At 49.7% G+C, this 19,429-nt stretch carries 18 protein-coding genes; 5 read left to right on the forward strand and 13 right to left on the reverse strand.

Going from position 1 to position 19,429, the window contains the following annotated elements; genetic code table 11:
- From AC506A_RS29075 to AC506A_RS29090, 4 genes are all read right to left on the reverse strand, one after another.
- Window positions 1-924, reverse strand: coding sequence for a copper amine oxidase N-terminal domain-containing protein (locus AC506A_RS29075; RefSeq protein WP_495464511.1), 924 nt, complete (start codon window positions 922-924; stop codon window positions 1-3).
- Window positions 925-980: 56 nt separating this feature from the next.
- Window positions 981-1,127, reverse strand: a complete 147-nt coding sequence (locus AC506A_RS29080) for a hypothetical protein (RefSeq protein ID WP_495464512.1) — start codon at window positions 1,125-1,127, stop codon at window positions 981-983.
- A gap of 346 nt (window positions 1,128-1,473) precedes the next feature.
- A complete protein-coding gene (locus AC506A_RS29085; RefSeq protein WP_495464513.1) occupies window positions 1,474-2,670 on the reverse strand; it encodes a glycosyltransferase family 4 protein in 1,197 nt (398 codons plus the stop codon).
- A 108-nt stretch (window positions 2,671-2,778) separates the two neighbouring features.
- Entirely contained in the window at window positions 2,779-3,069 is a 291-nt protein-coding gene (locus tag AC506A_RS29090) for a transposase (RefSeq protein WP_495464514.1), read from the reverse strand.
- 155 nt (window positions 3,070-3,224) lie between these two features.
- On the opposite strand from AC506A_RS29090, the gene asd reads away from it, so the two are divergent.
- A complete protein-coding gene (gene asd / locus AC506A_RS29095) occupies window positions 3,225-4,010 on the forward strand; it encodes an archaetidylserine decarboxylase (RefSeq protein WP_495464515.1) in 786 nt (261 codons plus the stop codon).
- Window positions 4,011-4,050: 40 nt separating this feature from the next.
- Here the strand turns inward: asd and pdxR are convergent, their stop codons facing one another.
- On the reverse strand, window positions 4,051-5,541 hold the full coding sequence (pdxR, locus tag AC506A_RS29100; protein ID WP_495464516.1) for a MocR-like pyridoxine biosynthesis transcription factor PdxR: 1,491 nt from the start codon (window positions 5,539-5,541) through the stop codon (window positions 4,051-4,053).
- Window positions 5,542-5,699: 158 nt separating this feature from the next.
- On the opposite strand from pdxR, the gene AC506A_RS29105 reads away from it, so the two are divergent.
- Window positions 5,700-6,335 (forward strand): pyridoxamine 5'-phosphate oxidase family protein, encoded by a 636-nt coding sequence (locus AC506A_RS29105; protein WP_495464517.1) that lies wholly within the window; start codon window positions 5,700-5,702, stop codon window positions 6,333-6,335.
- Window positions 6,336-6,368: 33 nt separating this feature from the next.
- On the opposite strand, the gene AC506A_RS29110 is transcribed toward AC506A_RS29105, so the two are convergent.
- Complete coding sequence (locus AC506A_RS29110; RefSeq protein ID WP_495464560.1) at window positions 6,369-7,154, reverse strand: helix-turn-helix domain-containing protein; 786 nt, start codon at window positions 7,152-7,154, stop codon at window positions 6,369-6,371.
- 225 nt (window positions 7,155-7,379) lie between these two features.
- Here AC506A_RS29110 and AC506A_RS29115 point away from each other — a divergent pair, with 225 nt between their 5' ends.
- A complete protein-coding gene (locus AC506A_RS29115; RefSeq protein ID WP_495464518.1) occupies window positions 7,380-8,684 on the forward strand; it encodes an aminotransferase class I/II-fold pyridoxal phosphate-dependent enzyme in 1,305 nt (434 codons plus the stop codon).
- 97 nt (window positions 8,685-8,781) lie between these two features.
- On the opposite strand, the gene glgD is transcribed toward AC506A_RS29115, so the two are convergent.
- The 7 genes from glgD to AC506A_RS29150 all read right to left on the reverse strand — a co-directional run bounded on the left by glgD (window position 8,782) and on the right by AC506A_RS29150 (window position 17,319).
- On the reverse strand, window positions 8,782-9,852 hold the full coding sequence (glgD, locus tag AC506A_RS29120) for a glucose-1-phosphate adenylyltransferase subunit GlgD (RefSeq protein WP_495464519.1): 1,071 nt from the start codon (window positions 9,850-9,852) through the stop codon (window positions 8,782-8,784).
- Window positions 9,828-10,994: a glucose-1-phosphate adenylyltransferase gene (locus tag AC506A_RS29125; RefSeq protein ID WP_495464520.1), complete on the reverse strand. Its 1,167-nt coding sequence runs from the start codon at window positions 10,992-10,994 to the stop codon at window positions 9,828-9,830. The genes glgD and AC506A_RS29125 overlap by 25 nt, the downstream gene beginning before the upstream one ends.
- Before the next feature lie 592 nt (window positions 10,995-11,586).
- Window positions 11,587-12,867: an ArsB/NhaD family transporter gene (locus tag AC506A_RS29130; RefSeq protein WP_495464521.1), complete on the reverse strand. Its 1,281-nt coding sequence runs from the start codon at window positions 12,865-12,867 to the stop codon at window positions 11,587-11,589.
- A gap of 121 nt (window positions 12,868-12,988) precedes the next feature.
- Window positions 12,989-14,233, reverse strand: a complete 1,245-nt coding sequence (locus AC506A_RS29135) for an ABC transporter permease (RefSeq protein WP_495464522.1) — start codon at window positions 14,231-14,233, stop codon at window positions 12,989-12,991.
- Window positions 14,217-14,993 (reverse strand): ABC transporter ATP-binding protein, encoded by a 777-nt coding sequence (locus AC506A_RS29140; RefSeq protein ID WP_495464561.1) that lies wholly within the window; start codon window positions 14,991-14,993, stop codon window positions 14,217-14,219. Before AC506A_RS29140 ends, AC506A_RS29135 begins: the two co-directional genes overlap by 17 nt.
- Before the next feature lie 116 nt (window positions 14,994-15,109).
- A complete protein-coding gene (locus AC506A_RS29145; RefSeq protein WP_495464523.1) occupies window positions 15,110-16,327 on the reverse strand; it encodes an S-layer homology domain-containing protein in 1,218 nt (405 codons plus the stop codon).
- Between the two features lie 152 nt (window positions 16,328-16,479).
- On the reverse strand, window positions 16,480-17,319 hold the full coding sequence (locus tag AC506A_RS29150; protein ID WP_495464524.1) for a phytanoyl-CoA dioxygenase family protein: 840 nt from the start codon (window positions 17,317-17,319) through the stop codon (window positions 16,480-16,482).
- Between the two features lie 128 nt (window positions 17,320-17,447).
- Between AC506A_RS29150 and AC506A_RS29155 the strand changes: the two genes are divergently transcribed.
- Window positions 17,448-18,284 (forward strand): helix-turn-helix domain-containing protein, encoded by an 837-nt coding sequence (locus AC506A_RS29155; RefSeq protein ID WP_495464525.1) that lies wholly within the window; start codon window positions 17,448-17,450, stop codon window positions 18,282-18,284.
- Between the two features lie 132 nt (window positions 18,285-18,416).
- A complete protein-coding gene (desA, locus tag AC506A_RS29160) occupies window positions 18,417-19,415 on the forward strand; it encodes a Delta(5) desaturase DesA (protein WP_495464526.1) in 999 nt (332 codons plus the stop codon).
- Window positions 19,416-19,429 lie beyond the last annotated feature (14 nt).

Here is a 19,429-nt window from a genome sequence, read left to right on the forward strand (position 1 = left end):
TTATTTCCTCCAAGGGTTTTGTATAAGGATAGTCATATAGTCTTCTGGAATACATATATATTCTACAGAACTAAGATCGTTTTCTATTCTTGGTTCGCTATAAAGGAAGTTTAGGCCGTTAATTTTGTTGGCGGATTTTTCTCTCAGGAATTTGGACTCCGAAATAGTTACTGGCTTGACACCTTTCTTTAAGAAGAGGAACCTCTTTCCAAATGATACAGAGTAAGTACTAGAAAATCTGAAATACTTTTTGGATTGGATATTCGTTTTAGAGAGGTCTGCTCGATAGTATATTGCTCCTTCGATATTTAATGGAAAATCATCTACAGTGATGATTCTTAGCGGGACGTATTTTTCTGTGTAGTCTTTGATTTTATACTCCGCTCCAATAAAGTAGTCCTTGTAATCCTCTGATTTTTCCGCTTCGATAACATCCTCGATCTTCGGAATCTTCTTGTTCCCGATCCACACCATCTGATCAAACCCATCCCAATCAACCAATTCTCCAAAACCCTCGGAAACAACTCTGATAGGTACATAGGTTCTTCCATTTGCCACGTACGATGGTTTAACATTAGTCATTTGTTTGCCATTCACCGTTACGCTAGCAGATCCAATTCGCAGCTTAATAACGGCTCCTTTTCGTGCGATCGTGACATCCTTCCCGGATAGATTAATCGTTGCAGACAATCCATCTGATACAACGCGCAGCGGAACAAATACCGTATTATCCTTGATTTCTGGTTTCGTATTAGCGAGATCGAGTTTGCGAGCATTGTAAAGGATCTGAATGGGAAGAGCCGACTCGACAACATATTCATAAGCGGTACCCGAGGCACTAGCCGTTGTAAGAGAAAGTTGGGATGAGAAGAGAAGACCGACAGATAGACAAGCAAGGCTAATTTTCTTTAATAGGTTCTTCATTTCGTAAACCTCCAAAGTTGTAGTTTATTGGTACATTTCAGCTAATCCAAACTCCACTACTCTTCCCCAACTTTAACTCCCAGTCTTGAACCTCCCGGTACATTCGCGCCAGCACTTTCATTACTAGCCTGGACAATCCCCATCACACCTAAAGAGATCACCATCAACATAATTAGAACCACCAGTGAATAAAACATCTTCATTCCAAACACTCCTCTAAGTTGTATTTGACTACTAGGCTGCTATTTATAGGAACTAACATATTCTACCACTTTTCACTGTATTTCTACGAGCGAAATTTATCATTTTCTTCCATATTAACCAACTAATCCGCACAAAAAAAGCACCTACTCGCAAGCTGAATAATCAGCCGCAAGCAGGTGCTTCCTGCAAGTCGTCCCATAATCTCATACATTATTCTATCGATTAAGTCGTAACTTCGTGAATCATTTCGTACTACCTATAATACTGGGGAGTCCGACAATTTTCAACCTTAATTTTACATTTATTATCTTGTGCACGAATCTTTCAACGTTCTTATCTTCCACTCTAATCTCTCTCCGCACTTACCTCTGCATCAGTTTCCATCTGAGCATCTCGAAACAGCTCCAACCATCGCTCCGCCGAGTGCTGCCATGTAAAATACTGCTCCACCCGCTCCCGGCTCTTCCGCCCCATCCGCATACGCAGCTGATCATCCCGCAGAAGCTCCAGCAAACGTTCCCGCATCTCAACCACCACATCGTCCGGATTGACCAAATAACCGGTTTCGCCGTCCTCGATGATTTCCTTCATTCCGCCGGCCCGTGTCGCGACGACAGGTAATCCGCAGGACATCGCCTCCACATTCACAAGACCGAACGCCTCCCGCTTCCCGGATGGCACCACAGCGACATCGGCTGCTAGGAACCAGTTCGGCACCTCGGAATAAGGTGCATAAGGCACGAATTGCACATGGCCTTTCAGCTTCCGGCCAAGCTGCCGAAGCTGCCGCACATAAGCAGTCGTTCGCTTGGATCCGTAGAACGCGCCGCCTACAATAACCAGAAGTGCATTGGGATGCTGCTGAACAAGCTTCGGCATGAGCATCAGCAGATGGTGAACCCCTTTGATGGCAAGAAGCCTGCCCATAAACAAGATCACACTTCTGCCCGTCCAGCCGCGTTCATTCCGCAGCTGAGCCCTTCGATAAGCACCGGACATCGAATACTGCGACTGAAACCGCTCCGTGTCGACGCCGGGATATACGACATGCAGCTTATCTGCGCACTCCGGCACACGGGCAGCAACGTCCTCTTTCAAGTACTCACTGTTCACGATGATCCGATCAGCAGCTCGAAAACTCCGAGTCAGGAGCGCACTGCTAATGGCCTGTTTGCGGATAAAAGTCGAGGAATGCAGATTCAGCCAAATTTTGCTCTTAGGCCGTAGTTTCCTTAGTTTCAAGGCATAATGAGGCCTATTCTCGATTTGCAGCAAATCCGGCTGGTGGGTCAAGATGGATTGCCCGACTCTTTTTAAATACAGACGTTTATTGTGAGCCGGGTATCGAACCACAGACGCACCGCCAAGCATCGTCCTATTCTCAAGCGACCGGCTTGATCTGCCATAGATATAAGCTTCCACACGAGGAACAAGCAGCGGCACAAGCTTCTCTACTACACGCTCCACGGAGCTGCTGCTCTGAGAAGGCAGCACATACGTACCCGGTGTCACAAATGCGATTTTGGCTCTAGCTCTGGACATGAACGAAGCCCGCCTCTCTTTCAACAGCTTGCTTCTCCTATCATACGTACAAGGTTCGCTCGCTGACTCCGACAGAGGCCCCATTACATCGATTCCGCTGCATCCAACTTAATGGCGCCTGCTCCATACCTGCTGTAGAAGCATACATAAGCCATATGGTCCCAAATAAGCACCGCTAACGAGAAAAACAGGACTCAGCAGCACCTCGTGCACCTGTGTCATAAATACGGTATCGTCAAGCAGCGTTCTCGCCACGCTGTTCGCCGCAATACTGAAGAATCCGAGATAGGCGAGAACCGCCAGCCCATCAATGATTTTGCGAATACCATCGTACTTGATCCGAAGCACAGCTAGCATAAATCCGCCTACAATCGCCCCAATGAGTACTAACCCTGTCAATTGAACCACCTCATATGACAGTATTTGCATACATTATCCGTCCCTAAACGTGCTTCCAGTGAACTCTATTGATAAATGAGTCGCGATATGTCAAACTAGTCGGAGACCACCACGATAAACCCCCGTTTAATCCAGAGAGGACGTGAACTACCGGCATGACCAAATGGCTGCTCCGATCCATGACTGAGCTTAGCTCGCGCAAATGGATTTCGCGAATAACCGGTCGATTTGCCCAGTCGCCTGCTAGCCGGCGCTTTATTCCAAGATTCGCCCGTATGTATGGGATCGCTATAGAGGAAGCCGAGAAACAGCTGCATGACTATACGACGTTGAATGAGTTTTTCACTAGGCGCTTGAAGCCCGGCGCACGCTTGATTGATACAGACCCTTCCGCGCTCGTCAGCCCGGTTGATGCTCTTGTTACAGGCTGCGGTCCGATAGAGCAAGGCACGATTCTGAATGTCAAAGGCCAGGATTACACCATCGAAGAGCTTCTCAACCGCTCTCCTCGTATGGAGAATTACAAGAATGGCTACTATATGGTGCTGTACCTCAGCCCAACCGATTATCACCGCATACATACGCCAATTGCTGGCACCATTGTGGAACGCGAGCATGTGCTCGGCAAAGTATATCCCGTCAATGATTTCGGCCTCCGGCATATGCGCCGCGTGCTGAGCCGCAATGAAAGGCTTATCACCTATATGCGTCATGCCAGCGCAGAGACCGCGATCGTCAAGGTTGGCGCAATGAACGTCAGCAGCATCAAATATGTGCTGCCCCTGCAGGATAGAATGGACAAAGGCGCCGATCTCGCCTACTTCGAGTTCGGTTCCACCGTCGTACTCTTAACCGAGGATGACAGCTTCTCTCCGCGTTCGGATCTGAAGACAGGACTTAAAGTACGCATGGGCGAGAAGCTCGGCACACTTGCCACTTAACAAACAAAGCGCCAGGACCAGGTCCTGGCGCTTTTTATATTCACTGCTCCCCGAACAAGGACATAGCCATCGCTTCAATCCGCTCTGCTCCTGCCGCAATCTGTTCCTCCGGCAAATGCGAGAAGCCGAACAGCGCCGTATTGCATGGCATTTCGCCCTCCCATAACGAATCACCTACAGACCAATGAACGCCAGCCGCTTCACATGCATCCCGCAGACGGACATAGTTGGCCTCATCGCCCTTCCACTCGGCATACACATGAAGTCCCGCATCCGCAGGCACGAACCTGAACCACCTCGTCAGACGCCGCTCGAATTGTTCCCGGAACGCAAGCAGCCGTCGACCGATGACCCGCTTCATCCGCCGTAAGTGACGGGAATAACAGCCGCTCATGATAAAATGGGCAAGCGCGCGCTGCTCCACAAGCGCGGAAGGATGCGGCTCCAGCAGCGCTTTCGCAAGGCGAAACGGCTCTGCCAAGGACGCAGGCAGCACCACATAACCAAGGCGCAAATCCACGAACATCGTCTTCGAGAAGGTCCCCATATAGACGACTCGATCATCACGATCAAGTGCCTTCAGCGGCTCTACCGGCCTGCCTCCCCAGCGCAGCTCACTATCGTAATCATCCTCAATAATAACTGCGCCTTGCCTCCCCGCCCATTTGAGCAGCTCTGCCCTTCGTTTCGCTGACAATACCGCGCCTGTAGGATATTGACGTGTCGGCGTCACGAGAAGCAGCTTGGATGGCCAGTCTTGCGGCACAATGCCATCATCGTCAACAGAAGCTGCAAGAATCGAGCCCCCAGCGGCAGCAACAGCTCTGCGAAAGCCGGTAAAGCTCGGATTTTCCACCACCACGGGCAACTCCGGTCGTACGAGCAGCATGGACAATAGCGCAATCGCATGCATGGAGCCGTTCGTAATCCATATATGCGAAGCATCTGCGCGTATCCCTCGCTCGCGGCGCAGGTCCTTCGCAATGGCTTCCCGCAGCGGAAGGTAACCTTCTACCTCACTGCTGATAGCGGGGAAAGCCCCCATCATCTCGCGAACCTCGGCGTGCAGCGCTGCTTTCCAGTCTTCCACCGGAAATTGCGACGAATCTACCTGCCCCAGCCGAAAGCTGATTTCCCTAGCGCCACCTGCCATTACGGGGTGATTCTCAACGGTCGCAAACAGCTTCCTAGATGTAGTAAGCTGCTCAGCCCAAGCAGACAAAGTAATACGCGCACTTGCCCCTTTCCCCGCCTCTTTATCCTGCTCCACACCAGAAGAAGTCGAGACGAAAGTGCCACTCCCGCCTTCAGCCCACGCATACCCTTCCGCAATCAGCATGTCATAGGCTTGGTTCACGGAGCCTCGCGACACGCCGTACAGTTCGGCAAGCTTCCGACTTGAAGGAAGCCGCGTCCCTCCCGCCAGCGTTCCGCCCACGATCCCTTCCCGCAGTGCATGAAACAACGCCTCTGTCTTGCGTCCAAGTTCCTCGTAGTACCGTTCAAAAGGAATGCGAAAATCCATATCCATAAAGAGTACTTGCCCCCATCTATATCCGCTTCCGTTAATTGGTCTATTAAATTTAGACTAAATTGGATCTTTTTAATTGTCAATAATCGCAGTATGCTCTTACCTATTAAGTCCGACGCGCGGGCAATTTCAAGAACGAATAGGGAGGCCGATTAACGATGCGCAGGAAAGAATTTGCGATGAACGAAGAAGAGAACCACGAGGAAATCGAAAGCTTTCTCCAGGAGATGAGCTTCGGGTTTCTGGGAACCGTCTCCGCTAGCGGGGAGCCAAACATGACTCCGCTGAATTTTGTCTATGTCAACGGGAGCATTTATTTTCACGGAAGCAGAATCGGAGAGAAGATGACGGACTTAAAGGCCAACGAACGTGTCAGCTTCATGGTTGCAAAGGAGTATGCGATTATACCTTCGTATTTCTCCGATCCGCTGATGGCTTGTCCGGCAACGGCCTACTTCAAATCAGTCCGCGTGGATGGCTGCGCAACCGTTGTCGATGATCCGAATGAGAAAGCAGCAGCGCTCGAAGCGTTAATGCGCAAACTCCAGCCGGAGGGCGGCTACAAAACAATCGATGCAAGCGACCCCGACTACATCCCGCGTCTGAAAGGCGTTGCTGTTGTAAGGATCAATGCTGACCGCGTGACAGGGAAGTTCAAATTCGGTCAGAACCTGAAGACAACTGAGAGAACAACGATTACCGACCAGCTGGCTAAGCGCGATCTTCCGATGGATGCGGAGACGATTGCCCTGATGCAACGCTACTGCCCGCATGCGAAAGCCATTGGCGACTGAAATCGCTTTTGCATCTTAATAGAAAAAAAGAGCCTATCGGATTTCCGATGGGCTCTTCCCTGTATACTGCTTGAACTGCCTGCTGAAGAAAAAGATATCGCGGTACCCGAGCGCATCGGCGACTTCCGTCACATTCATGCCCGCATGCATAAGCAAATGCTGCGCACGGTCGATTCGCGTACGGATCATGTAATTCTGTACCGATGAACCGATTAGTTCCTTGAATTTAATTGAAAAATATCTAGGCGACAGCTGCGCCCGCTGCGCCAAATCTTCCACCCGATGCGCAATCCCGGGGTTTTGCCGAATATAGTTGGCCACCTCATGAATGGCTTCAGTCAATTGGTTGCTGACCTTCCGTTCAACAGGACCTTCCAGATCCTCGCGCAGCAAGTAAATCATAAGCTGCTTTAAGATTAGCTGCGCCTCTTCCTCCGCAGCGAATGTTTTCACGAGAAACAGCCGAACGTAACGGGACAGCAGATGCTCGAAATCTACCGTCTCCTGGAGGACCCGATAAGATTGCGGCACGATGCTGACAGTCTCTGAGACGTCAAAATGGATATAAGTCAGCACGAGCGGCTTTTGCGGGTTATGCGTCGCACTCGTAAAGTCCCCTGGCTTAAATAGAAAGCAGCTCCCTTTACTGACGGGGAATGGGACGCCATTTAATTTGACTTCTCCGCTCCCGCTCCATACGTAGAACAAATCGTAATTCGCCAGCGGTTTCTCGCGCTTTTGCCACTTCCACCCCGGCTCGCAGACGATTTTGGCTAATGCGGGTTTTAATTGAAAAGATGTCGGCGCACAGTGCAGCATCTCAGCTTCCTCCGTTTGCAAAAACAATGTCGTTGTCATCATACAATACTGCGATTCCTTTGCCAATATGGACACCTCGCAAGACGGACAGTCCGCTCTAAATATTTGTTACAAAAATGTGGTTGTAACATGGCCTTCCACTCCCAAACAGTGATATAATATCTCCTAAACGGTTTCCAATGGAAACCAAATGAGAATGAAACGCCGGAAGGATGAATGAAGTCGATGAACTCACTTGCGCAAGCATTGAACGCGACGATTGAGCGAGAGAATGGTCATGTATTCGCCATGTTGTCAACACTCGGTAAAGCTATTTATTTCCCGAAGGAAGGCATTTTGAGCCAGTCTGCCGAAGCGAAAGCGAAGGCGAAGAAATACAATGCAACGATTGGTATCGCCATTGAGAACGGCCAGCCCATGCATTTAAAGGTTATTCAAGACACGCTATCCGCCTATAATCCGAAGGATCTCTATGAATATGCACCACCGGCCGGTAAGCCGGAGCTGCGCGCTGCATGGCGCAGCAAGATGCTGAAGGAGAACCCTTCGCTAGCCAATAAAAACTACGGCAATCCTGTCGTTACGAACGCTTTGACGCATGGCCTCAGCATTGTAGCCGATCTCTTCGCAGATGCAGGGGATGCCGTCATTATACCGAACAAGAACTGGGAAAATTACGAGCTGACCTTCGGCATACGCCGCGGTGCCGAGATCGTCCAATATCCGCTTTACAACAACGAGAACCGCTTCAACAGTGACGGACTTCGCGAAGCTATGCTTGCTCAGAAAAGTAAAGGCAAAGCGATCGTCGTTCTCAACTTCCCGAACAATCCGACTGGTTACACGCCAGGCGCGCAAGAAGGCGCTGAAATCGTTGCTGCGATCCACGATGCGGCAGAAGCCGGCATCAACGTTGTAGTCGTTACCGACGATGCGTACTTCGGTCTGTTCTTCGAAGGCTCCATGCACGAATCGCTGTTCGGTCAATTATCTGATCTTCACCCTCGCGTGCTGCCAATCAAGGTCGACGGGGCTACGAAAGAAGAATATGTATGGGGCTTCCGTGTAGGCTTCATCACTTATGCAGGTGCTTCCGACGCCGTATTGGCTGCGCTTGAGCAGAAAACGCTCGGCATCATCCGCGCGACAATCTCGAGCGGTCCGCATCCATCCCAAACCTTCGTGCTTCATGCCTTGCAATCGAAGGACTTCGAACCACAGAAGGAAGAGAAGTACGCCATTATGAAAGGTCGCGCCAACCGCGTGAAGGAGCTGCTCGACAGCGGCCGCTATAGCGATGTATGGTCCTACTATCCGTTCAATTCCGGCTACTTCATGTGTCTGAAGCTGAATAACGTAGAAGCCGAAACTGTCCGCAAGCGTCTGCTCGACGCTTACGAAATCGGTACGATCGCTCTTGGTGAAACTGACCTTCGTGTAGCGTTCTCCTGTATTGAAGAAGAGAATCTAGAAGAACTGTTCGATACGATCTATAAAGCCGTTCAAGATGTCGCGGTTGCCAGCAAATAACTAGAAGCTCCTGCTTAGCTTTCAAGAAAAGGGCAGTGAGAGAAGGTCATGATAACGACCTTTCCTCACTGCCCTTTTTATATATTGCCCCAGCCCTTTAAGCATACCGCTGTGCTGACTTCATACGTACGTCTTTATCCAGAATCACATGATCCACGAATTCTCCCTCGTCAACGATGCTGTTAGACATCACTATGCTGCCCTGGACGACCGCGCCTTTACGCACATGAACCCCTTCAAACAAGATACTGTTCACCACGGTTCCTTCAATAATGCAGCCGTTAGCGATAATGGAATTGCTTGCCCTTGAGCCTTCGATATACCGTGCAGGCGGCTCGTCATTAAGCTTCGTTAAGATGTTCCCCTGCTGGGCAAACAATCCTACACGAATACTGTAACGCAGCAGCTGCATACTGTTCTCATAATAACTGGCTAGCGTATTGACCACACCTACACAACCTTCATGCACGTAGCTCTGAATATGCAGGTGATCGACCCCGCCCATGATGGCATCCTCCACGAGATGATCCTGCCCTTGCGCCAAAGAGGTATCGACCAAATCAAGCAGCAGCTCCTTGCGCATGATATACATTTCCATGGAGATCAGACCATTGTCCGCCTCATCGGCCATCTTCTCGATAGAGGTGACGCGGCCGACTGTATCCGTCATAACCTTACGTGCCTTACCGCCGAGCAGGTCACTCGATTGCTTACATATAATCGTAATATCTGCCCCGCTTGCCTGATGTGCAGCGAATGTGGGCTTAAAGTCCACGTTACAAATCATATAACCGCGTGTAATCACCACATACTCGCAGGAATTATGCATGAAGTAATCTCGATTTTGATAAAAGTGATACAGGTCGCCTCGTTTCGCTTCATGAGCATGATCCATAATGAATGGCGGAATAATGGATAACCCGTTCTCCCGCTGCTGCAGATCCCAGTGTTTACCCGAGTCAAGATGATCCATCAAGGAGCGATATTTCGTATGTGCGAATATGCCAACCTTCGTAATGCCGGAGTTTGCCATACTCGATAATGCAAAATCGATCAGCCGATATTGGCCGCCGAAAGGAACAGACGCTAAGCAACGACTCGCCGTAAGAGACCCCATTTCATCAGGGGCATCGATGAGATTAATTATGCCGAGAATATTTGCTTGCACAGCTGCTCTACCTCCGTTATGGAATGATGATTCACTACCGTAACCTCACTGAATTCCGGGCTGCCAATCGTTGCACCATCCGGGATAATAGTTCCCTCTGCGATGATTGCCTTGTAGATGCTTACTCCCTTGCCAATTCTCACACCAGGCATGATGACCGAATCCTGTATTCGACTGTCAGGTCCAACTTGAACGTCACAGAAGAGTACGGAACCAACTACGGTCCCTTCCACAATGCAGCCTTCCGTAACCAGCGAATTCGATATCCTTGCCCCAGCACCGGCAAAATGTGCCGGTCGATTCGGTTGAACCGAATAAATCGGCCAATGATAATCGTTCAGATTAAGTGAAGGCGTCTTCGCTAGCAAATCCATATTCGCTTCCCATAAGCTCTCGAGTGTGCCGACATCCTTCCAATACCCGTCGAATGTATAGGCATCCAGCTTCATCCCATCATCGAGCATGGCCGGAATAACGTCTTTACCAAAATCATTACCCGAAAGTTCGTTAGCTTCATCACGAATCAAATACTGCTTCAGTGCCGACCACGAGAATATATAAACGCCCATCGATGCAAGGTTACTCGTCGGTACTTTGGGCTTCTCAACGAAGGAAGTAATTTCCCCTGAATCATTGACATGCATAATGCCAAAACGACTTGCTTCTTTCAAGTCTACTTGGAGACAAGCGATGGTCACGTCTGCACCGCGCGCCTCATGCTGCTCAAGCATCCGATTGTAATCCATTTTATAGATATGATCGCCGGAGATGACAAGCACATATTCGGGCTCGAACTGCTCGATAAAACCGATGTTTTGATAGATCGCATTCGCGGTGCCTTTATACCATTTACCGCCTTTTTGTTTCATATAAGGAGGAAGAATAGACATGCCGCCATCACGTCTATCAAGCCCCCAAGGGCTCCCGTTGCCCAAATAACTATTCAGTACCAGAGGCTGATATTGCGTCAGCACACCAACCGTATCAATGCCCGAATGTACACAGTTGCTTAACGTGAAGTCAATGATTCTATACTTCCCTCCGAAATGAACTGCAGGCTTTGCCAACTCCTGTGTAAGTACACCTAATCGTTTTCCTTCGCCTCCAGCAAGAAGCATAGCCACCATTCTTTTTTTGCTCATCAACAACATCTTCTCCTTAATATATCCTTATTTACATATACAATTTCCCAAATATTTCAAAATAGAAAATTGCATTAATATCCGGCTTTAAATAATTAAACTAGGACTAATTGGTTAGTTGCTAGGTTTGAGAATTGCCCTCAATTCGTTATTCAGTATACCTTCACGGCATAAACTTTGAATCCTACTTCCAGCATATTCGTGCCCTACGATTCGACAGTGCCGCTTCGCATGGATGTCGAACAGCTCTCATTGCCATTCTTGTTATGGATAAAATAATCTATGTACGATTGAATTATTTATTCTTTTCTCTCCATTTTTTCACAGAACGTCCATAAAAATTGTTGTTTCTATTTTACCCTGAAAAAAATGGTCATTTTCTATGAAAACCCTCCAGGCATGTACGGTGTCGAAAAGAATTTGCATTCTCTCCCTCCGAATTTGCTTGAACGTCTGGATGAAGCGCTGCCACAAATGCTAGTCTCCTTTTAACGACGCTTTCTCGGCGATTTGTCGTAAATTTTCATAGAAAAAGAAGCAACCTTAGTCCTATTGATAACGGAATAAGATTGCTTCCTCGTTGTAAGCTCGGCTAAAGCAAATATCTAACGTAGATGTACGCACTGGATAAGACGATTGATAAGAGCATTAGGGGGAACGCAACTTTGAAATAGGCGAGAAATCGAATAGGATGGCCTTCCTTGGCAGACAGGCCTGCTGCGATTAGATTGGCACTCGCGCCAATTAAGGTTCCATTTCCCCCCAGGCATGCGCCCAGCGCGAGACTCCACCATAGGGGCTCCAAATTGTCTACCCCCATTGCCCCCATTTCTTGAATCATCGGAATCATCGTAGCCACGAACGGAATGTTGTCCAAGAAAGCAGAGGCAATCGCGCTTAGCCACAAAATAAGCATAGCGCTAGCTGCGACATTGCCGTCCGTTAACGCAATCGCCTTCGCTGCAAGCTCAGCAATGACTCCGGTCTCGACCAAACCTGATACGAGCACGAAGAGACCGACAAAGAAGAAAATCGTGGTCCATTCCACTTTGCGGATCGCCTCCTCCATGCGATGCTCGCCTGTTAGAAGCAGCAGTACAAACGCTCCGGCGAGGGCAACAGTCGCCGACTCCAGATGCAGCACCTGATGCAGGAAGAAGAAAACAATCGTAGCAGCAAGGACGCTTAAGCTTTGCAGCAACAGCTTGCGATTCGCGATGAAGCTCGCTGCTTCAAGCGTCATCAATCGCTGTTTGCGTTCGTCCGTCGTCTGCAGCTGCTTGCGGTACAAGACAATAAATAGCGGCACATAAAGGGCCATAACAAGTGCAGCAATCGGAGCCAGGTTCTCGATAAAGGCGATAAACGTCAGCTCTTTCACAGCGCTCCCGATCATAATGTTCGGCGGGTCGCCAATTAACGTCGCTGTCCCGCCTACATTCGAGGAAATGATCTGCGTCACTATAAACGGCATAGGCGCAACTCGCAGCTGCTTTGTGATGCTAAATGTGACCGGCACCATCAATAGAATGGTGGTCACATTATCCAGAAACGCCGATCCGACCGCCGTAATAAGGGATAGGTAGATCAGAATGCGCACCGGTTCCCCTTTCGCAAATTGAGCTGCCCTCACCGCTAAGAACGTAAATACCCCGGTTTCAGCCGTTACCGACACAATGATCATCATGCCGACCAGCAGCCCCAGTGTGTTGAAGTCAATATGATGCAGCGCGGTAGATTGATTGACAATACCAAACAGGACTACCGCGATCCCACCTAACATGGCTGTAATCGTGCGATGAATTTTCTCTGAAATAATAAGTGCGTACGCCATTAAGAAGATTATAATTGCCCAAATCGCTTGTTGTTCCATATCTTCCTCCTCTGTCCCTTGATGAACTGTAAAATTTTACTAGAAGAAAACAGCAAAAAGGAGCCTGTCAGTGACAGGCTCCTCCGGTAAATCGACGTCTTCAGTTATTGGTTATTATACACTAATCCTCATCCGGATCAAACACCAACTTGCGCTTCACTCTTCCCGGCCGTAACGCCAGGACATAGAGCAGCGATAATACAAGTGAGGCAACCGCCTGAAGCGCGTACCCCTGGGATGGCAGCAGCAGCACTTGCGGCAGCCAGATAATTAAGGCGCATAGAAGAGCAGCTAAACGATCGACGCGCACTACAGCATCATGGCGAGTCTGATCAGGCAGCGGATAGACATGCCGCCAGACCGAATGTCGATGCGCCTGTGTGAGCGCGCTGAGCTGAACCCCGCTCAGCCACACGAACAGGATGCAGACACCTGCTGAACCCCAGCCTGACCACAAGCCCGAATAAGCTGACAAACAGCCTGTTAACACGCCAAGTCCTGTTAAACGCAGCAATATGCCGCCAAGCTCCGTACGAATCAATGTAAATGAATACAGATAAACAAATGCATGTTCCCTGCGGTACTTAATCCGTCTTGCCATCCAAGCCGCATAGGGTCGCGACTTGACGGATGCCGATTCTGTCGGTACATCCGTGAACGCCCCGAAGAAAACATCATATCTGCGCCGAGTGCGCTTCTCTTCCTCAATAAGCAGCAGCCAAGGAATTGGATAACGCGGCATACGCAAGTAAAGAAGTCCGAAGAGACAACCTACGACAGCGATATAAATCGCCATCTTCCATAGCTCGGTATGAAGCAGCGCCGCAATTCCTACCGCAGTTGCGGACCAGCGCAGCAGCCGAATACTGCGCCGGGTTCCTGCGTGGACAAGCTGGCGCTCGCGCCAGGCTGCACCCATATGCAGCAGTTTCAGCAGCAGCGCTGCAACTACGATTACGATAGCGCTTGTCCGGCCGTGTGCCGCAATGTAAAGCGGAATAAAGATGCCGCACATCAACAGAACTGCCGCCATGAGGCCCATCCCATTATAGCGAAAAGATCGTCGCAGATAGGACGGCAGCTGCGCTTCACGCGGCACCAGAAACACAACATCCGCCTCGCGCAGCCATGTCCGCAAGGGACTCCAGCAAATGAACGGGGTCAACGCTGCTACGCCTACAAGCGTAATCGGGAAGGATGCGGGCATATTCCGCAGCAGCATCCCATAGCCGGCTAACCCAGCCAGCACCAGCATGATCGTTACACCCGGCAGTCCACTCTGCACAATATAGCGGAAATAAGGCAGCGCTGATCGCCAGAATGTGCCTGAGCGCGTGCGCCATAACGAATCAACCGATCGCTCCATTAGACCCTCCACCTGCCACGAGCCGGTAGAAGGCTTCTTCCAGCGAACCGGATCTGCTCTCACGCGGCATCCCGGCTGCCTCGCATACATCCTGCAGCGTGCCTTGCGCAACAACAGCGCCTTGATGAAGCACAATAAACCGGCTGCAATACGATTCTACCGTCGATAAAATATGGGAGCTCATAAACACCGATGAGCCCTCCTTCGTTACCTCGACCAGTTTATCAAGCAAGGAACGGATGCCGAGCGGATCAAGGCCAAGGAACGGCTCATCAATGACATACAGCGCAGGTCTTGCAAGAAGCGCATTCATAATCATGACCTTTTGCCGCATGCCTTTGGACAAGTGGGCCGCGAAGGCACTTTTCTTCGGCGTCATATAGAACTCATCCAACAAGCTCTCCGTTCGCTGCTTATACAAAGTTTCATCCACATTGTAGGCCATGCCCGTCAATGCCAAATGCTCCTCAACCGTCAGCTCATCGAAGAGCAGCGGCGATTCCGGCACATAAGCCAGCGAGCTGCGATACGCCTCCGAATTCTCTGCCAGCGTATGACCGCTAATGCGTATCTCCCCGCTGTGCGGCTGCATCAGCCCGAGAATATGCTTGATCGCCGTACTTTTGCCTGCGCCGTTCAGCCCAATGAGTCCAACCATTTCACCTGCTCCGACTTCGAATGACAAATTGTGGAGCACCGGCCGCCGGGGGCTGTATCCGCCTGTTAACCCTTTTACTTCTAAGACTGGCTTCATCGCGATCACCTCTACATTCTCACCCTGATACTACCAAATTTTCGGCTAAATGAAAAATCGTAAGCAAAAAGGCCCCATGCCTGCAGCAATGCAGGACATGAGGCCTTCTAAGTGCTCGTATATTATACGACTTTGATGGAATAAACGAGGTTATTAAGGACAGTTAGTTCAACCGCATGACCGGCTACTAGCAATGCTGCGTTGCCAACAATGGCTACGTCAGGAGCCGTGTTAAACACATACGCTTGTGTAGTACCGTTCTCTGTACGTGTGATCGAAATCGTTGCGATTTTACCTTGTGCATTCAAGGAATAGGAGTTGAACAGGCCAACTTGAGTTGTAACAGCAGGCTGCTCAGCAGCAAGCTTCGTTACTTCGATGAATACAACTTTGTTTTGGTACGTACGAACAAGAACTTCGTCGCCTGCTTTCAATGCCGATACAGCAACCTTCACGTTATTACGGAAGATGAAGACGTTCGGGTCAAGCGCAAGTGCCACTTCGGTGTTGTTCGGTTTCACAACTACGATCGCGTTACCCGATGCATCTGCTTTCAGCTTGCCTGTAATAGCTTGTGCGTCTTGATCCGGAAGCTGCTCATCCGTACGGTCAAGCAGAGCCGCAAGCTCAGCGCGTGTTACTTGTTGGTTCGGACGGAACGAGTTGTCCTCGTAGCCTGTGATTAAGCCTTTCTCAATCGCTACTTGAACATATCCAACCGATCCTGCAGGGATTTTATCCGCATCGCGGAACGTCAGCTCCGAGTTCACTTTCGCTTTTGCTTCCGCTTCCAGGCCCAGTGCTTTCACAAGCAAAGTTGCCGCGAACAACCGAGTTGCCGGCTTGTCCGGTTGAATCGCATCGTCATTCTCGCTGAACAAGTCTTTCTCAAGCGCTACAGCCACGTAACCGACTGCCCATGGGTATTTTTTCGCAAGCACGTCTGCGTCTTTGAAGTTCAGCTTCGTGCTCATTTCAGCTTGAGATTCCGCTTGCTCTTTCAGACCCATCAAACGAACAGCCGCTACGATGGATTCGATGCGCGTAATCTTCTGCTGAGGCTTGAACGTGCCGTCATCATAGCCGTTGAACACGCCTTTAGATGCCAAACGGATAATGTACTCAAGCGCCCATTTCAGCTCTTTCTCATCCTTGAACTGAAGGTTAATGCCGTGTTTATCATTATCTTTCTTATTATCGTTCTTGCCGTTGCTTTGGTGATTGCCTTTATCGTCATGTCCTTTGTCGTTACCGTGAGCAAAAGCGCTGCCTGCGCCACCTGCCAGGGTTAGTAACGCCACTGATGTAATTGCCGCCTTTTTCAAAATGGCTTTTTTCATGATGCTGCCACTCTCCTCGCGAATGCGGTCCGTGCCGCTTTTTTACTTTCGCTCATATCGTTCGGGGAGTGGCAGGACATTTAAGGGGGTCATGGTCAAAATAAAGTTCGTCCGTTCGTCAAAAACTGAGGTTTGACGCGGAAAAAACGATCTTATTTTTCCTCGGAAGCCGAGTACGCAAGCGGGAAATATTGATTGTCGTACAGGTCGCCTTCCTTCGGACGAGGGCCTAGCAGACGAATGTTATCAACGTTTTGGTTCTTCTTATAAGCCGTTCCTTGCGGGATATAATGCGCAACGATGCTAAGGCGCGGGTCATTGGAATAATTTTGGCGCGAACCGTGGATCGTATACGAATGGTGAAAGCTGACTTGGCCTGCTTTCAGAATAAGCGGCTCTTCACGCCATGGCTTCTCATCGACTTCCATTTGTTTCTTCACTGCCTCTAGCTCCGTGTTGAAGAAGCCGTCGGAGTTCAGCAGTCCCCATTTGTGCGAGCCTGGGATGACTTGCATGCAGCCGTTGGAGAGATCCGTATCCTGCAGCGCAATCCACGCCGTTACCAAATTGGTTGTATTCGTACATTGCCAGTACACATAATCCTGATGCCAGCCAACATTGCCTACAGAAGTTTCTTGGCCTTTTCCAGTACCCGGCTTGTAGATCGCTTGGTCATACCAGACGCGAACTTCGTTAGTATTCATCAGGTTTGCTGCCAATTTGCCGAGTTTACGAGCGGTTACCGTTTTGTACACCTCATCGTTGATCCACCAAGCATTGTCGACTTTGCGCAAACGAGTTGGATTGTCGCTTGGGAACCATTCCGTAAGCGGGAAAGCATCTCCGTCGAAATCTTGATTCCAGATACGGTCATGCGCTTTGCGCAGCGCTTCTACCTCTTCGGCATCAAAGACAATCGGACTAATCCAATAGCCGTTTTCTTCATAAAATAGTTGATCTTTCTTAGCTTGCTCTGCCGTGATTGGATTCATAGTTTTCGCCGTCCCCTTAATCGATCAATTTGTATATCCATACCTAGAATATACAGTCAGCAACACGTTATGTATTGTATGTCTACTTCTCCATTTGTATAATTGTAAGATGAATTGGAGGGGGTAGCATGAATGCTGACAACCAGCCTCGCATCGGTGTAGAGGCGCTGATCAAGTTGGTTGATCAGAACTGGAACCGTATTCGTATCCATTCCTGCGGGTTCTGGGAGAACTTAGGCTGGGATGGTCCGGGCAGATGGTTCGAGCTCAATTACTTAGCCGGCGGAAGCCAGCTTGTCATTCAAGACGGTCAGCCCGTCCAGTTGAATCAAAGTGACCTACTTGCTGTACAAGACACACTTCGCAACAGCTCCTGCGCAGGCGGGCAATTTCGGCTTTATTATATCGGCTTCTACTCAGATAAAGCGGAGATCAATACGGCGTTCCGCGAGCTGTTTGCCAGACTCAAGCTGGATACGCGGCCTATGGCGCTTCAAGGCTTACAGCAGGATTATCAGGCGATTATGGCTGATCTGAATGTAGGACGGCAGGATTCGGTCCTTGTGAAGCAGCATTTTCTCCATCTGCTCGTGCGCATTTATCACGGTGTGGTGCAGACGTCGCAGAGCGCACATCACAAGCTCATTCATGCGGTCATGAACGATTTGCATGAACAGTGGCACGCAGGTGAACGGATGCCGCTTAGCGAAATTGCAGCGCGTTATTCGCTGAATGAGCGCTATCTCAATCAGCTGTTCAAGCAAGAGACCGGCGTCACGATCGGCATCTACATGAATGCGATCCGCCTCGAGCAAGCCAAACGGCTCCTCGAAACGACGTCGATGCCGATCACGGCCATCGCTCACGCTGCCGGATTCTACGACGGCGCGCATTTCAGCCGTACGTTCAAGGGCAAGGAAGGCGTTTCGCCGCAAGAATATCGGGCGATGCAGCGGCATGTTTGAATGGGCCGTCCCCGCCCCGAGTCGTGGTGAATAATGGACCTGCGGCGGATTCCCCGCGTCACGTTACGTAATAAGATTAGTGCCAGGAACGCTATTTACCACCGTTCACCGCAACCTAGGAGGCAGCAATTCATGAACCACGTCAAAATTTCTCAATTGAAACAATCGATCACACCTTATGAGAAACCTCATGCTAAATCGAGCCTTATTCAGCTTGCCAATACAATTGGCCCGCTTCTCCTCCTCTGGTACGCCGCCTATGCGAGCCTATCTTTATCCTACTGGGTCGCTCTTCCGCTGACATTCGTCGCTGCCGGATTTTTAGTCCGGACATTTATTATTTTTCACGACTGCTGCCATCAATCTTTCTTTAAAAACCGTAAAGCCAACGATATTCTCGGCACCATCTTAGGCGTAATGACTCTGTTTCCTTATCAGCAATGGAAGCAAAGCCACTCCATTCATCATGCCACGAGCGGAAACTTGGATAAGCGCGGAACCGGCGATATGTGGGTACTTACCGTAAATGAATACAAATCTGCTCCACTACGAAAAAAAATAGCCTACCGCGCTTACAGGCATCCATTCGTAACGTTTGTAATCGGACCGATCTTCATTTTCCTCTTTACATACAGGCTCAACCGCAAAGGCGCCAAACGCAAAGAACGCCTGAACACGTATTTAACTAATGCTGCCGTAATTGCTTTATATGCGCTATTGATGTGGGCGGTTGGTTGGCAAGCATTCGTCATGATTCAAGGTCCCGTATTTTTCGTATCAGGCTTGCTCGGCGTATGGCTGTTCTATGTTCAGCATCAATTCGAGCATTCCTATTACGAGAACGACGAGGAGTGGGACTTCGTCCAGGCTGCCGTCGAAGGAAGCTCCTATTACAAGCTGCCGAAGCTGTTACAATGGATGACGGGCAACATCGGATTCCATCACGTCCACCATCTAAGTCCGAAAGTGCCGAACTATCACCTGGAGAAAGCCCATCAAGCCTCTCCTTCCCTGCAAAAGGCAACAACGATTACGATCGGAACGAGTTTGAAGTCGCTTCGTTTCCACTTGTGGGACGAAAACAGTAAATCGTTTGTTAGCTTCCGCGATCTGCAGCGCATGACCGGCTAAGGGGGTTCCATTAC

The sequence above is a fragment of the Paenibacillus sp. N22P23 genome, from assembly GCF_059383735.1.